Consider the following 13,978-nt stretch of genomic DNA (forward strand, 5'->3'; position numbering starts at 1 on the left):
TTCTACGTACACCCCGCAGGAGATTCAGCGATGCCCAGCCGTCGTGAGCGAGCCAATGCCATCCGCGCCCTCAGCATGGATGCTGTGCAGAAAGCCAACAGCGGCCACCCGGGTGCCCCCATGGGCATGGCGGACATCGCCGAAGTGCTCTGGCGCGATCATCTGAAGCACAGCCCGACCAACCCGCAGTGGGCCGACCGCGACCGCTTCGTGCTGTCCAACGGCCATGGCTCGATGCTGATCTACTCGCTGCTGCACCTGACCGGCTACGACCTGTCCATCGATGACCTGAAGAACTTCCGCCAGCTGCACAGCAAGACCCCGGGCCATCCGGAGTTCGGCTACACCGCCGGCGTCGAGACCACCACCGGTCCGCTCGGTCAGGGTCTGGCCAACGCCGTCGGTTTCGCCGTGGCCGAGAAGGTCATGGCGGCGCAGTTCAACCGCCCCGGCCACAACATCGTCGACCACAACACCTACGTGTTCCTTGGCGACGGCTGCATGATGGAGGGCATCAGCCACGAGGTCTGCTCGCTGGCCGGCACCCTGGGCCTGAACAAGCTGATCGCCTTCTACGACGACAATGGCATCTCCATCGACGGCGAAGTGCACGGCTGGTTCACCGATGACACCCCGCGGCGCTTCGAGGCCTATGGTTGGCAGGTGATCCGCAATGTCGACGGCCATGACGCCGACGAGATCCAGATGGCCCTGGAAACCGCGCGCAAGAGTGACCGCCCGACGCTGATCTGCTGCAAGACCATCATCGGCTTCGGCTCGCCGAACAAGCAGGGCAAGGAAGAATCCCACGGCGCCGCCCTCGGCGATGCGGAGATCGCCCTGACCCGCGAGGCGCTGGGCTGGAATCACCCGCCGTTCGAAATCCCCGCCGAGATCTACGCCGAGTGGGACGCCAAGCAGAAGGGTGCCGACGCCGAGAACGAATGGAACAAGCGTTTCGCCGCCTACGAGAGCGAATTCCCGGCGCTGGCCGCCGAGTTCAAGCGGCGCATGGCGGGCGAGCTGCCGGCCGACTTCGCCGAGAAGGCCAGCGAGTTCATCCGTGAAGTCGCGACCAAGGGCGAGACCATCGCCAGCCGCAAGGCCAGCCAGAATTGCCTGAACGCCTTCGGCCCGCTGCTGCCGGAACTGCTCGGCGGCTCGGCGGACCTGGCCGGCTCCAACCTGACCCTGTGGAAGGGCTGCAAGCCGGTGGTGCAGGAAGACGCCTCGGGCAACTACATGTACTACGGTGTGCGCGAGTTCGGCATGGCCGCGATCATGAACGGCGTCGCCCTGCACGGCGGCCTGATTCCCTACGGCGCGACCTTCCTGATGTTCATGGAATACGCGCGCAACGCCGTGCGCATGTCCGCGCTGATGAAGCAGCGCGTGCTCTACGTGTTCACCCACGACTCCATCGGCCTCGGCGAAGACGGTCCGACCCACCAGCCGATCGAGCAGTTGACCAGCCTGCGCACCACGCCGAACCTGGACACCTGGCGCCCGGCCGATACCGTCGAGTCCGCGGTGGCCTGGAAGCACGCGGTCGAGCGCAAGGACGGCCCGAGCGCGCTGATCTTCTCGCGGCAGAACCTGCCGTTCCATGTGCGTGATAACGAAACCGAAGCAGCCATCGCCCGCGGCGGTTACATCCTGAAGAACTGCGCCGGCGAGCCGGAACTGATCCTGATCGCCACCGGTTCGGAAGTCAGCCTGGCGGTGCAGGCCGCCGACAAGCTGGCCGAGCAGGGGCGCAAGGTGCGCGTCGTTTCGATGCCGTGCACCAGCGTGTTCGATGCCCAGGATGCCGCCTACAAGCAACAGGTGCTGCCGGTGGAAGTCGGTGCGCGCATCGCCATCGAGGCGGCGCATGCGGACTACTGGTACAAGTACGTCGGCCTCGACGGTCGCATCATCGGCATGACCACCTATGGTGAGTCGGCGCCGGCCAACCAGCTGTTCGAGGAATTCGGCTTCACCGTCGACAACATCCTCGCCGTCGCCGAAGAGCTGCTGGAAGACTGAACCGAGCGACAAGCTGCAAGCCTCAAGCCGCAAGTAAAAGCGGTGCGGATTGGCTTGCAGCTTGAAGCTTGTCGCTTGGAGCTGGCGAATGCCTGACCGCCCCTATCGCGTCGCCCTCAACGGCTACGGCCGCATCGGCCGTTGCGTGCTGCGTGCCTTCTATGAGCGTGGCGCCGCCTTCGATTTTCAGTTCGTTGCCCTCAACGATCTGGCCGACATGGCCAGCCTTGAATACCTCACCCGCTTCGACTCCACCCATGGCCGTTTCCCTGGCGAGGTCAGCGTGGACGGCGATTGCCTGCACCTCAACGGACACTGCGTGAAGGTGTTGCGCGAGTCGACGCCCGAGGCCATCGACTGGCGGGCGCTGGATGTCGATCTGGTGCTGGAGTGCTCGGGCGCCTACACCAGCCGTGCCGACGGCGAACGCTTTCTCGCCGCCGGGGTACCGCGGGTGCTGTTTTCCCAGCCGATGGCCAGCGCGGCGGATGTCGATGCCACGGTGGTCATGGGCATCAATCAGCAGCAACTGACGGGCTCAGAGCGACTGGTGTCCAATGCCTCCTGCACCACCAACTGCGGCGTGCCGTTGCTCAAGCTGCTCAACGACGCGGTGGGCATCGAATATGCCTCGATCACCACGATCCATTCGGCGATGAACGACCAGCCGGTGATCGACGCCTACCACCATGAGGATCTGCGTCGCACGCGCTCAGCCTTTCAATCGGTGATTCCGGTGTCCACCGGTCTGGCGCGCGGTATCGAACGCCTGCTCCCGGAACTCTCGGGGCGGATTCAGGCCAAAGCGGTGCGGGTGCCCACGGTGAACGTGTCCTGTCTGGACATCACGCTGCAGACCGCTTGCGATACCGATGCGCATACGATCAACCGGGTGCTGCGCGAGGCCGCCGAAGGCGGGCCGTTGCAGGGCTTGCTGGCGTACACCGAGCTGCCCCACGCCAGCTGCGATTTCAACCACGATCCGCACTCGGCGATCGTCGACGGCAGCCTGACGCGCGCGTCAGGGCCGCGCCTGTTGAACCTGTTGGCCTGGTTCGACAACGAATGGGGTTTTGCCAATCGCATGCTCGACGTCACCGACCACTATCTGCGCGTGGCCAATCGCAACTAGCACCCGCGCCTGGAACATCGCTGCTTCTCGACCTTAAGGAAGACCAACATGACCGTTTTGAAGATGACCGATCTCGACCTCCAGGGTAAGCGCGTGCTGATCCGCGAGGACCTCAACGTGCCGGTGAAGGATGGCGCGGTGAAGAGCGATGCACGCATCCTGGCCTCGTTGCCGACCATCAAGCTGGCGCTGGAGAAGGGCGCCGCGGTGCTGGTCTGCTCACACCTGGGTCGTCCGGAGGAGGGCGTCTACAGCGAGGAAGACAGCCTCAAGCCGGTCGCCGACTACCTATCCAAGGCTCTCGGTCGCGAAGTGCCGCTGGTCAAGGACTACCTCGGAGGTGTCGAGGTGCAGCCGGGTGAACTGGTGCTGCTGGAGAACGTGCGTTTCAACAAGGGCGAGAAGAAGAACACCGACGAGCTGGCGCAGAAATACGCCGCGCTGTGCGACGTCTTCGTCATGGACGCCTTCGGCACCGCCCACCGCGCCCAGGGTTCGACTCATGGCGTGGCCAAGTTCGCCAAGGTCGCCTGCGCCGGTCCGCTGCTGGCCGCCGAGCTGGAAGCGCTGGGCAAGGCGCTGGACAAGCCGGCGCGGCCGATGGTCGCCATCGTCGCCGGCTCCAAAGTGTCGACCAAACTCGACGTGCTGACCTCGCTGGCCGACATCTGCGACCAGTTGATCGTCGGCGGCGGCATCGCCAACACCTTCCTCGCCGCGGCCGGCTACAAGGTCGGCAAGTCGCTGCACGAGGCCGATCTGCTCGACACCGCCAAGGCCATCGCCGCCAAGGTCGCCGTGCCGCTGCCGGTGGATGTGGTGGTCGCCAAGGAGTTCGCCGAGAGCGCCGAGGCCACGGTCAAGGCCATCGGCGACGTCGCCGACGACGACATGATCCTCGACATCGGGCCGAAGACCGCCGCGATGTTCGGCGAGATGCTCAAGGCCTCTCAGACCATCCTCTGGAACGGCCCGGTCGGCGTGTTCGAGTTCGACCAGTTCGGCAACGGCACCCAGGTGCTGGCCCAGGCCATCGCGCAGAGCCCGGCATTCTCCATCGCCGGCGGTGGCGATACCCTGGCGGCCATCGACAAATATGGTGTGGCCGAGCAGATCTCCTATATCTCCACCGGCGGTGGCGCTTTCCTCGAGTTCGTCGAGGGCAAGGTGCTGCCGGCGGTCGAAGTGCTGGAACAGCGCGCCAACTGAACTTCGCGGGCGAGGTGAACGCCTCGCGCCGTTCGACTGCCGGCCCAGGACATGTCAGGCCGGCAGCGTATGGAGCAACCCCGGCGGCTCGCCGTGGTCTTTGTTCTATCTGGAACAAGGAAAGGGGATGCACCATGCGATATGCCGTTGTTGCTGTTTGCTGCCTGGGATTGGCCGGTTGCGCCGGGAATTCACCGGATAGCGCCTGCCAGGTACTCGACCCTCCACCTGTCCTCGGCCCGACTGCCGAGCATGACCAGCGCGTCGAAATGCAGGCCACGGGCGACCCGACCATCACCACGCAAGGCGGCCTGCAGGATTGCCCCTGATCACCATCTGCCAAGGAGAAGGAATGAACAAAGGCTTGTCCATGCTGATCGCGGCGTTGCTGCTCGCCGGCTGTGGCCACTGGCAATCCGGCCCGGATGCGCCGTTCGTGCGCTGGAAGTGCCAGAGTCAGCAGAACATCGCCTGGCGATACGCCGATGATCAACATTCGGCGATCGACCTGAAAGTAGGCAATGACGAACGCATTCATACCCTGCGAAAGGAACCTGCCACCCGTGGCAGTTTCTATAGCGATGGCGTACTCGCTTTCCACGACAAGGGTAACGAGGCGCTGGTGTACCGCGTCGCCGATGACAAGGTGCTGGCCCACGGCTGCAGTGCGTCAGTCATCAGCATCTAGCGGCTAACGATTCATACGGGCCTCGCCGATGCGAGGTTTTCGACTGAAAGCTGGCGGGACGCTGGCATTTGCCGCCCCCGCCACTACAATGCCGCGCCCAGCGTGCGGCGCTTGAACAGCGCCGGCCACTGCGGCAGGCTTTACACGATTAACGACCCAGTCCGGGAGAAAGGAAAACATGGCACTCATCAGCATGCGCCAGATGCTCGACCACGCCGCCGAGTTCGGCTACGGCGTGCCGGCCTTCAACGTCAACAACCTCGAGCAGATGCGCGCCATCATGGAAGCGGCCGACAAGACCGATTCCCCGGTGATCGTCCAGGCTTCCGCCGGTGCGCGCAAATACGCCGGTGCGCCGTTCCTGCGTCATCTGATCCTGGCGGCGATCGAAGAGTTTCCGCATATCCCGGTGTGCATGCACCAGGACCACGGCACCAGCCCCGACGTCTGCCAGCGTTCGATCCAACTGGGCTTCTCCTCGGTGATGATGGACGGCTCGCTGAAGGAAGACGGCAAGACCCCCGCCGACTACGATTACAACGTCCGCGTGACCCAGCAGACCGTGGCCTTCGCCCATGCCTGCGGTGTCTCCGTGGAAGGCGAGCTGGGCTGCCTGGGCAGCCTGGAGACCGGCATGGCCGGCGAGGAAGACGGCGTCGGCGCCGAGGGCGTGCTCGACCACAGCCAGCTGCTGACCGACCCGGAAGAAGCCGCCGACTTCGTCGCCAAGACCAGGGTCGACGCCCTGGCCATCGCCATCGGCACCAGCCACGGCGCCTACAAGTTCACCAAGCCGCCGACCGGCGACACCCTGTCGATCCAGCGCATCAAGGAGATCCATGCGCGCATCCCGGATACCCATCTGGTGATGCACGGCTCCTCCTCGGTGCCGCAGGAGTGGCTGAAAGTGATCAACGAATTCGGCGGCGACATCAAGGAAACCTACGGCGTGCCGGTCGAGGAAATCGTCGAGGGCATCAAGTACGGCGTGCGCAAGGTCAACATCGACACCGACCTGCGCCTGGCGTCCACCGGTGCGATCCGCGAGTTCATGGCGAAGAACCCCAGCGAGTTCGACCCGCGCAAGTACTTCGCCAAGACCGTCTCGGCCATGCGCGACATCTGTATCGCTCGCTACGAGGCCTTCGGTACCGCCGGCAACGCCAGCAAGATCAAGCCGATCTCCCTGGAAGGCATGTTCCAGCGCTACGCCAGCGGCGAACTGGACCCGAAGATCAACTGATCGCTCGGACGTGAAAAAGCCCGCTTATGCGGGCTTTTTCGTTTCTGCGCGGCGGCATCTGCTCAGCTGGCGAGCAATTCCTGGATCTGGCAGCGCAGGGTATCCAGCGCGAACGGTTTGGCCAGCACCGGTGCGGAGCGGGCGATGGGGCTGCCGGATTCGTAGATCTCGATGGGGTAGCCGCTGATGAAGATCACCTTGAGCTCCGGACGCAGCTTGAGCGCCGGTTCGGCAATCATCACCCCGGACACGTTGCCGGGCAGGCGGAAGTCGGTCACCAGCAGATCCAGCTGCGGTTTGCTCGCCAGGATTTCGAATGCCTTGGGCGCGCTGTCCGCTTCCAGTACCTGATAGCCCTCGCTGGCCAGATAGTCCGAGAGCAGGCTGAGGATATGCGGCTCGTCTTCGACGAGCAGAACGATTTTCGGCAGTGCGTGATTCATGGGAGTCTCGATGTTGCGTTTCGCTGCATTCCAGCCGTTGTGAAGCCGGACAGGATTTCGACAGGCTACGCGCTGCAAGTTTCAGTCCTGCAGCCGGACGGTCGTCGCTTTCCGCCGGCTACCGTGCGCTGGCGCACGTTAGTGAGCGCCATCCTCGCCGTTCCAGGCGCAATGCTCAATGCCTACCTTAGCTGGGGGCGCCTAGCCGGGGGCGCCTAGCTGGGGGCGCCTAGGGCGCTGGCCGGCCGTAGCACTGGCTCACGGCTCGAGGCCGCGCTAGGGTTGCGCCTTTCTCTTGCTGGAGCAACCCATGAACGATACCGAGACCGCCGCGCAGCGCACCCTCGATTACTACCGCCTCAATGCAGAGGCTTTCCGCGCGGGCACGCTCGACCACGACGTCAGCCAGAACATTGATGCCCTTCTGCGTCACATTCAGGCAGAACCGCCGCTGCGCATTCTCGACCTCGGCTGCGGCCCAGGTCGTGATCTGAAGGCCCTGAAAGCCCGTGGGCATGTGGCGATCGGTCTGGATGGAACCGAGGCGTTCGTTGAGATGGCGCGCGCCGACAGTGGTTGTGAAGTCTGGCATCAGGATCTGCTGCAACTGGAGCTTCCGGGCGAAGCGTTCGATGGCCTCTTTGCCAATGCGGTGCTGTTTCATGTGCCGAGCGTCGAACTGCCGAGGGTCCTCAGGGAGCTGCGCGACAGCTTGAAGCCAGGTGGCGTGTTGTTCTGCTCCAATCCGCGCGGTCAGGACCAGGAGGGCTGGAGCGGAGATCGCTATGGCGTCTGGTATGCCTGGCCGACCTGGCGCGAGCGCGTGCTGGCAGCCGGGTTCGTCGAACTGGAGCACTATTACCGCCCCGCCGGGTTGCCACGGGAGGAACAACCCTGGCTCGCGAGTGTCTGGCGTAAGGTCTGAACGGTCAGCGCAGACCGCAGAATGCAACCTGCGTCACACTTCGTATTGCGTTTTGCACGGCTTAATACCTAGGTGTATTTTTATAAGTCATTGTTTTTATTAGATAAAAATTAATTTACAAGTTGGCATGAACGCTGCTCCGTTAGGTTCGCTGGAACTTATTGGAGTACAGAACAATGACCGCTGCACAACAATTCCTCACTGCCGCATTCCCTGAGTTCGAAGTGCTCACCGAGCCCCGCCCGGATGGCGGGCTGCTGCTGACCCTGCGTAACGACGACCGTGTTCTGGTCAAGCGAGCGCTTTCCAAGGGTCAGACCCAGACCCGGATGCAACTGGAGTGGGTCGTCAGCTCGGTACGCCGGGACCTCGCGCTGGAGGCGGGGATGTCGCCTTCCATCGCACACCTGCAGAGCCAGAGCCGTACCGCACTGCCTACCTACGAGTACGCCTAAGCCGCCCGGCTGCGGGATGACCGCAGCCATATTTTCGAGACCGGGCCGCAGAGCCCGGTTCGTTTGCCGAGAAGCCGAAGAGGAATCACATGAACGCCATCGACCTGTTGATTGAGGATCATGAGCGCGTGAAGGACCTGCTGACGCGCCTGACCGATTCCACCGAGCGCGCCGTGAAGACGCGCACCGAACTGCTGAGCAAGCTGGAAATGGAAGTGACCATCCATACCCAGTTGGAAGAGCAGATTCTCTATCCCGCGTACAAGGAAGCCGGCGGTAAGGAAGAGAAGAAGATGTACCACGAGGCCAAGGAAGAACACCGTGCGGTGGATACGCTGGTACTGCCGGACCTGAAGGCGACCGATCCTGGCAGTCTCGAATTTTCCGGTCGTGCCAAGGTGTGCAAGGAGCTGCTTGAGCACCACCTCGAGGAAGAGGAATCGGAAATGTTCCCGCAGGCACGCGAACTTTTCGATACCAAGCGTCTCGAGGAAATGGGTGAGCAGATGAGTCAACTGCGCGCCCGCCTCAAGAAGGAGCTGACCGCCAAGATGGCGGCCTGAGTAGCCGGATGGGCCACCGGGGCGTCATGCCTCGGTCTGCCCAGCCCATCGTTGTAGGCAGACCCATCGCTTTGCTGACTTGCATCAATGATGCGACGAAGCGTCGCTGCGAACCTTGATGGCTTTATAGCATCAACCGGCGCCGCCCCTGAATGAAACCCCTGACTGGCAGATACGCCACGGCGAGGAGGTAACGCCGGGCGGCTGATCGCAGTGGGGCAGGGATGAAAGACGAGCTGAGGACGCTGTTGCAACGAGTCGGGCTGGGCCTCGACCAGATTCTTACGCGCAAGCGTTTCCTGCAATGGCAGGCCGCTGACGCGCTGCGCCTGAACCGAGCGGCGGCTGAGCTCGAGCCGGCGCATCGGGTCTTCATCGAAAAACTCTACGAACACCTTGCCGACTTCGGTCAGCCCTCGGCGATGCGCAGTGATCGCGCCGGTCTGAAACGCCTCAAACAGCGCCAGCAGGAATATTATCGGCGCCTCTGGAGCGGGCCGTATGAGCGCGACTATGTACATGATCGTCTGCTCGTCGGGCTGGTGCATCAGCGCGTCGGTGTCGATCTGGAGTGGTATCTCGGGGCTTACCGGCTCTATCTGTCGGAAATGCTGCGCGCCCTGGTTGGTGACGACGAGCAGCATGCGGTTTACGACAGCCTGCTGAAGATCGTCTTCTTCGACATGATTCTGGCCATCGACACCTACAGCGCGGCGCAGCGGCATGCGCTGGAGGATAGCGAAGCGCGGCTGACGCGCGCGTTGCGTGGCTCCGAGGACGGCATCTGGGAGTGGGACGTCGAGCACGACCAGCTGCACCTCTCCGAACGCTGGACCGCCATGCTGGCGATGCCATCGCAGCCCAGCTACTGCAGCCGCAGCTGGTTCGAGCGGGTGCATCCGGATGATCTGCCCGGGCTGCGCGAGGCCATCGCCGATCACCTGAACGGGCGCAGCTCTTCGCTGGTCCACGAGTACCGCGTTCGTACCGAGCACGGTGAATACCTCTGGGTGCTGGTGCGCGGTGTGGCCGAACGCTGCGAGCTGGGGACCTTGCGCATGGCCGGTTCGCAGACCGACATCAGCGCGCGTAAGGCGGCCGAGGAGTGTCTGCGCCATGCGGCTCGCCACGATGCGCTGACCGGTCTGGCCAACCGCCTGCATCTCGAGGAATTGCTCAAGGAGGTGCAACAGCGTCCCCATGGCCGCGCTGCCGCACTGCTGTTCGTGGACCTTGACCGCTTCAAGCTGATCAACGACAGCCTCGGGCATGGCGCCGGTGACCAGGTGCTGGTCGAGGTGGCGCAGCGCTTGTTGCGCTGCCTGCGCCCCGGTGATCACCTGGCGCGCTTCGGTGGCGACGAATTCGTCGCGCTGCTCGGCGATCTGGCCTGCGAGGCCGATGCCGAGCGTGTGGCGCAACGGATGCTGGTCGCGCTGCGTCAGCCGTTGCAGCTCGGCGAGCGTACGCTGTCGGTCAGCGCCAGCATCGGTATCGCGCCCTTGCAGCGTGACGGGCAGGCGTTGAACGCGCTGCAAGCGGCTGATCTGGCGCTGTACCGGGCCAAGAGCGCCGGCAAGGATCAGTTCGCGCTGTTCTGCGATGGACTGCATTCCAAGGCGGCGCGCCAGCTGGAGCTCGAGAGCGCACTGGCGCAGGCACTGACGCGCCGCGAATTCACTTTGCACTATCAGCCGATCTGCCGTGTGGCGGGCGATCAACCCTACCTGGTCGGTGTAGAAGCGCTGCTGCGCTGGCGCTTCAACGACCAGCCGGTGGCGCCCAACGAGTTCATTCCGGTGCTGGAAGAGTCGCGCGAAATCGTCCGAGTCGGCGAGTGGGTGCTGCGCGAGGCGTGTTGCCAGGTGCGCCGCTGGCAGCAGGCAGGGCAGACGCAGCTGTACTGTGCGGTCAACCTGTCGATTCGTCAGCTGCAGCAGCCCGGCTTCACCGCACTGCTGGCCCGTGTGCTGCGTGAAACCGGCCTGCCGCCCGCGAGTTTGTTGCTGGAGATCACCGAGACGCTGCTGATGCAGGACAGTGAGTTGATGATGGGCGCGCTGCAAGAGATTGCCGCGCTGGGTGTTCGCCTGGCGCTGGACGACTTCGGCACCGGCTACTGTTCGCTCGGCTATCTCAAGCGTTATCCGCTGCATGTGCTCAAGGTCGATCGCAGCTTCATCGCGGCTGCCCCGGACGACGCCGACTCGGTGGCGATCAGTCGTGCCGTCATCGGCCTGGGCCAAAGCCTGGGACTGGCTGTCGTCGCCGAAGGTGTGGAACGTCCCGAGCAGGTGGCGTTCCTGGTGAGCGAGGGATGTCAGCTGGTGCAGGGCTACTGGTTCAGTCGGCCGCTGCCGGCTATGGAGCTACAGGCACTGTTCGACGGCGAGCACTGCATCGACGGCCTCTGGCGGCTGCGCCCGGTGTAGCCGGCGGTCGCATCACGAGCACGACGCTCGTCGAGGCGACTGCTCGGCGTTGGGCTCCGCCGGGCTGGACAGGGCACTCTTGCGGCAAACGAGGGTCAACCTTCTGTGAATCTGCTGATTCAAGCACTCGCCGGCCATTGCCGGACCACTCTGAAGGAGGTTAACCATGCGTCTTACCTATCTGCTGCCCCCGGTTCTCGGGCTTCTGTTGGTCGGTTGCGGCCCGGATGAAGATCGCGAGCGCGAGCCGACCCCGCCGCCGGCGACTACCGAGCAGCCTGCCGCGCCTTCCACCAACACCACCACGCCGCCTGCAGACACCGGCACTGGTACCGGCACTGCGCCGAGCACTGGAACTGGCACCGGCACCTCCGGTGGCATGGCGACTCCGCCAGCCGACAACGGCAGCGGCCTGGGCACCGAGTCCGGCTCCGGCACCGCACCGAGCACTGGCACCGGCACTGGTACTTCGCAGTAAGTTCGGCACCACCTGATCCGGGCACCTTGCGCTTGCCGCGGGGTGCCTTCAGCAGGAGAAAGCGATGACGTGGAAATTTGCATTCGCTGGTGCGCTGACCGCGCTGGCTCTGGCCGGTTGCTCGCCGGATGATGAAAGATCGGCGCTGGACAACAACACGCGCAACCAGCAGGAATACCAGAACACCGCGACCGATCCCGCCGGGCCACGGGAAATCTCGCCGCCGTCCAACCGGACCAACGAATAAGCGCTCGATTCGGCGTCGCGCAGGCTAGACGAACTGGCCTGCGGCGTAGGCCGATGCCCAGGCCCACTGGAAATTGAAACCGCCCAGGTGACCGGTAACGTCCAGCACCTCGCCGATGAAGTAGAGCCCCGCTGACTTCTGCGATTCCATGGTCTTGGACGACACTTCCCGCGTATCTACCCCGCCCAGCGTCACTTCTGCCGTGCGATAACCTTCGGTGCCGGCAGGTACCAGCTGCCAGTCCGCGAGCTTCTCGGCAATCGCTTCCAGCTCGCTGGGTACGTATTGTTTCAGCGGTTTGGATACGAACCAGTGCTCGCAGAGCAGCCCGGCCATCTTGCGTGTGAAGACCTCGCCGAGCAGCGTCTTCAACTCGGCATTGGGGCGTTCCTGCTTCTGCGTCGCCAGCCACTCGTCGAGGTCGAGCTGTGGCAGCAGGTTGATATGCACCACCTCCCCCGGCTGCCAGTAGGACGAGATCTGCAGGATCGCCGGGCCGGAGAGTCCGCGATGGGTGAACAGGATGTTTTCGCGAAAGCTCTGGCCGTTGCAGCTGACCAGGCAATCCTCCACCGAGGTGCCGGACAGCTCGGTGCAGATCGTCTTGAGCTGCGGCTCGGTGATGGTGAAGGGCACCAGGCCTGCTCGCGTCGGCAGCACGTTGTGGCCGAACTGGCGCGCGATCTGGTAGCCGAAGCCGCTGGCACCGAGGGTCGGAATCGACAGGCCGCCGGTGGCGATCACCAGCGATTGGCAGCGTACCGGGCCGGCGCCGGTGTGCAGCAGATAGCCCTCAGCATGCTTGTCGATCGACTCGACCGCGGTATCCAGACGCAGATCCACGCCTGCCTGTGCGCATTCGTCCAGCAGCATCTCGAGGATGTCGCTGGACTTGTTGTCGCAGAACAGCTGGCCGAGCTTCTTCTCGTGATAGGGCACGCCGTGACGGCTGACCATCTCGATGAAATCCCACTGGGTGTAACGCGCCAGCGCCGACTTGCAGAAGTGCGAGTTGCTGGAGAGGAAATTCGATGGCTCGGTGTACAGATTGGTGAAATTGCAGCGTCCGCCGCCGGACATGAGGATCTTCTTGCCAGCCTTGTTGGCGTGGTCCAGCAGCAAGACCTGGCGACCCCGTGCAGCGGCGGTGAAGGCGCACATAAGTCCGGCCGCACCGGCGCCGATTACCACCACGTCAGTCTGCACCACTGCGTTACCTCGTCGGAAAACGCGCGATGGTACTCCTGCTGCGGTTTCGATGCAGCCCGGCATCCGACGAGGCGCTGGCGTCAACTGGCGCGCATTGTGCTTTGATGAGTTGATAGCGTTTCGCCAGAAGAGCGAGAGATTTTGACGGGCACACGACGGTTCATCGGTTTGATGCTGCTGCTGGCAAGCGCTTCGCTGCCGGCCGAAGTGCTTCGTCTGGCGGGCAATGTCTGGCCGCCTTACACCGACCGCAGCCTGCCCGGTGAAGGGTTGTCGGTCGAACTCATCCGCACCGCGCTCGGCCGTGGGGGTTACCAGGTGGAATACATCGAGGTGCCCTGGGAGCGCGCGTTGCTGGGGCTGCGCAACGGCAGCTACGACATGATCAACGGCTGGCCGACGGTCAGGCGCGTCGACTACACGCTCAGCTCACGCCCGTTTCTGAGCAACCGGATGCGCTGGGTCCAGCGTCGCGAGAGCAATTTCCGCTACGACGGGCTCGACAGCTTGGTTGGCCATCCCATCGCGCTGAGCCGGGGCTACATGTACAGCGATGAGCTGAACGAGGACACGCGGCTGCAGAAGGGCTATGCCGCCAACTTCGTCCAGGCGGCAAAGATGGTGATTGCCGGGCGTGTCGACCTGACGCTGGAGGACGAGCGCACTGCGCTGTTCCACCTCGAGCGCGAGCTGGGGCATGAGCGGGATGCGCTCCGCTTCGTGCCGGGCGAGTTCCGGCGTGTGGAGCTGTCGCTGGTGGTGCGCAGCAACCATCCTCGGCTGGCCGATATCGTCGCCACCTTCAATCGGGAGATTGCCGCGATGGTCGAGGATGGCAGCTACGCGACGATCTTCGCGCGTCACGGCATGCCGGTTCCCACGGCGTTGCCCTAGTGGCCTGTTTGGTAGGTTCAGTTGGTCAACTG

The 13,978-nt window shown here is 63.9% G+C and carries 15 protein-coding genes; 13 read left to right on the forward strand and 2 right to left on the reverse strand.

Annotated elements, in window-relative coordinates; translation table 11 throughout:
* Nucleotides 1–30: 30 nt before the first annotated feature.
* The 6 genes from tkt to fba all read left to right on the forward strand — a co-directional run bounded on the left by tkt (nucleotide 31) and on the right by fba (nucleotide 6,300).
* Nucleotides 31–2,028, forward strand: a complete 1,998-nt coding sequence (gene tkt / locus P5704_015500; protein ID WOF77457.1) for a transketolase — start codon at nucleotides 31–33, stop codon at nucleotides 2,026–2,028.
* An 88-nt stretch (nucleotides 2,029–2,116) separates the two neighbouring features.
* The gene (gene epd / locus P5704_015505; GenBank protein ID WOF77458.1) at nucleotides 2,117–3,160 is read left to right on the forward strand and encodes an erythrose-4-phosphate dehydrogenase; all 1,044 of its coding nucleotides are present in this window, start codon (nucleotides 2,117–2,119) and stop codon (nucleotides 3,158–3,160) included.
* A gap of 48 nt (nucleotides 3,161–3,208) precedes the next feature.
* Complete coding sequence (locus P5704_015510) at nucleotides 3,209–4,369, forward strand: phosphoglycerate kinase (protein ID WOF77459.1); 1,161 nt, start codon at nucleotides 3,209–3,211, stop codon at nucleotides 4,367–4,369.
* A gap of 134 nt (nucleotides 4,370–4,503) precedes the next feature.
* The gene (locus P5704_015515) at nucleotides 4,504–4,698 is read left to right on the forward strand and encodes a hypothetical protein (GenBank protein WOF77460.1); all 195 of its coding nucleotides are present in this window, start codon (nucleotides 4,504–4,506) and stop codon (nucleotides 4,696–4,698) included.
* A 23-nt stretch (nucleotides 4,699–4,721) separates the two neighbouring features.
* Nucleotides 4,722–5,057 (forward strand): MliC family protein, encoded by a 336-nt coding sequence (locus P5704_015520; protein ID WOF77461.1) that lies wholly within the window; start codon nucleotides 4,722–4,724, stop codon nucleotides 5,055–5,057.
* A gap of 178 nt (nucleotides 5,058–5,235) precedes the next feature.
* Nucleotides 5,236–6,300, forward strand: coding sequence for a class II fructose-bisphosphate aldolase (gene fba / locus P5704_015525; protein WOF77462.1), 1,065 nt, complete (start codon nucleotides 5,236–5,238; stop codon nucleotides 6,298–6,300).
* A gap of 62 nt (nucleotides 6,301–6,362) precedes the next feature.
* Here the strand turns inward: fba and P5704_015530 are convergent, their stop codons facing one another.
* Nucleotides 6,363–6,743, reverse strand: coding sequence for a response regulator (locus P5704_015530; protein ID WOF77463.1), 381 nt, complete (start codon nucleotides 6,741–6,743; stop codon nucleotides 6,363–6,365).
* Between the two features lie 310 nt (nucleotides 6,744–7,053).
* On the opposite strand from P5704_015530, the gene P5704_015535 reads away from it, so the two are divergent.
* The 6 genes from P5704_015535 (at nucleotide 7,054) to P5704_015560 (ending at nucleotide 11,843) form a co-directional block, all read left to right on the forward strand.
* Entirely contained in the window at nucleotides 7,054–7,668 is a 615-nt protein-coding gene (locus tag P5704_015535) for a class I SAM-dependent methyltransferase (protein WOF77464.1), read from the forward strand.
* Between the two features lie 176 nt (nucleotides 7,669–7,844).
* Complete coding sequence (locus P5704_015540; protein WOF77465.1) at nucleotides 7,845–8,123, forward strand: DUF3509 domain-containing protein; 279 nt, start codon at nucleotides 7,845–7,847, stop codon at nucleotides 8,121–8,123.
* A gap of 89 nt (nucleotides 8,124–8,212) precedes the next feature.
* Entirely contained in the window at nucleotides 8,213–8,686 is a 474-nt protein-coding gene (locus P5704_015545) for a hemerythrin domain-containing protein (protein ID WOF77466.1), read from the forward strand.
* A gap of 224 nt (nucleotides 8,687–8,910) precedes the next feature.
* Nucleotides 8,911–11,118, forward strand: a complete 2,208-nt coding sequence (locus tag P5704_015550) for an EAL domain-containing protein (GenBank protein ID WOF77467.1) — start codon at nucleotides 8,911–8,913, stop codon at nucleotides 11,116–11,118.
* Between the two features lie 166 nt (nucleotides 11,119–11,284).
* Nucleotides 11,285–11,596 carry a hypothetical protein gene (locus P5704_015555; GenBank protein ID WOF77468.1) on the forward strand — a complete coding sequence of 104 codons (312 nt, stop codon included), beginning with the start codon at nucleotides 11,285–11,287 and terminating at the stop codon, nucleotides 11,594–11,596.
* Nucleotides 11,597–11,660: 64 nt separating this feature from the next.
* Nucleotides 11,661–11,843, forward strand: a complete 183-nt coding sequence (locus tag P5704_015560) for a hypothetical protein (GenBank protein ID WOF77469.1) — start codon at nucleotides 11,661–11,663, stop codon at nucleotides 11,841–11,843.
* Between the two features lie 24 nt (nucleotides 11,844–11,867).
* Here the strand turns inward: P5704_015560 and P5704_015565 are convergent, their stop codons facing one another.
* Nucleotides 11,868–13,052 (reverse strand): NAD(P)/FAD-dependent oxidoreductase, encoded by a 1,185-nt coding sequence (locus tag P5704_015565; protein WOF77470.1) that lies wholly within the window; start codon nucleotides 13,050–13,052, stop codon nucleotides 11,868–11,870.
* 141 nt (nucleotides 13,053–13,193) lie between these two features.
* On the opposite strand from P5704_015565, the gene P5704_015570 reads away from it, so the two are divergent.
* Entirely contained in the window at nucleotides 13,194–13,946 is a 753-nt protein-coding gene (locus P5704_015570; GenBank protein WOF77471.1) for a transporter substrate-binding domain-containing protein, read from the forward strand.
* Nucleotides 13,947–13,978 lie beyond the last annotated feature (32 nt).

This window comes from Pseudomonas sp. FeN3W, assembly GCA_030263805.2.
GTDB classification, from domain to species: domain Bacteria; phylum Pseudomonadota; class Gammaproteobacteria; order Pseudomonadales; family Pseudomonadaceae; genus Stutzerimonas; species Stutzerimonas stutzeri_G.

What these genes read in the sequence shown, in the direction of transcription:
- tkt (WOF77457.1), top strand. Translation starts at nt 31, where the DNA reads ATGCCCAGCCGTCGTGAGCGAGCCAATGCCATCCGCGCCCTCAGCATG.
- epd (WOF77458.1), top strand. Translation starts at nt 2,117, where the DNA reads ATGCCTGACCGCCCCTATCGCGTCGCCCTCAACGGCTACGGCCGCATC.
- P5704_015510 (WOF77459.1), top strand. Translation starts at nt 3,209, where the DNA reads ATGACCGTTTTGAAGATGACCGATCTCGACCTCCAGGGTAAGCGCGTG.
- P5704_015515 (WOF77460.1), top strand. Translation starts at nt 4,504, where the DNA reads ATGCGATATGCCGTTGTTGCTGTTTGCTGCCTGGGATTGGCCGGTTGC.
- P5704_015520 (WOF77461.1), top strand. Translation starts at nt 4,722, where the DNA reads ATGAACAAAGGCTTGTCCATGCTGATCGCGGCGTTGCTGCTCGCCGGC.
- fba (WOF77462.1), top strand. Translation starts at nt 5,236, where the DNA reads ATGGCACTCATCAGCATGCGCCAGATGCTCGACCACGCCGCCGAGTTC.
- P5704_015530 (WOF77463.1), bottom strand. Translation starts at nt 6,743, where the DNA reads ATGAATCACGCACTGCCGAAAATCGTTCTGCTCGTCGAAGACGAGCCG.
- P5704_015535 (WOF77464.1), top strand. Translation starts at nt 7,054, where the DNA reads ATGAACGATACCGAGACCGCCGCGCAGCGCACCCTCGATTACTACCGC.
- P5704_015540 (WOF77465.1), top strand. Translation starts at nt 7,845, where the DNA reads ATGACCGCTGCACAACAATTCCTCACTGCCGCATTCCCTGAGTTCGAA.
- P5704_015545 (WOF77466.1), top strand. Translation starts at nt 8,213, where the DNA reads ATGAACGCCATCGACCTGTTGATTGAGGATCATGAGCGCGTGAAGGAC.
- P5704_015550 (WOF77467.1), top strand. Translation starts at nt 8,911, where the DNA reads ATGAAAGACGAGCTGAGGACGCTGTTGCAACGAGTCGGGCTGGGCCTC.
- P5704_015555 (WOF77468.1), top strand. Translation starts at nt 11,285, where the DNA reads ATGCGTCTTACCTATCTGCTGCCCCCGGTTCTCGGGCTTCTGTTGGTC.
- P5704_015560 (WOF77469.1), top strand. Translation starts at nt 11,661, where the DNA reads ATGACGTGGAAATTTGCATTCGCTGGTGCGCTGACCGCGCTGGCTCTG.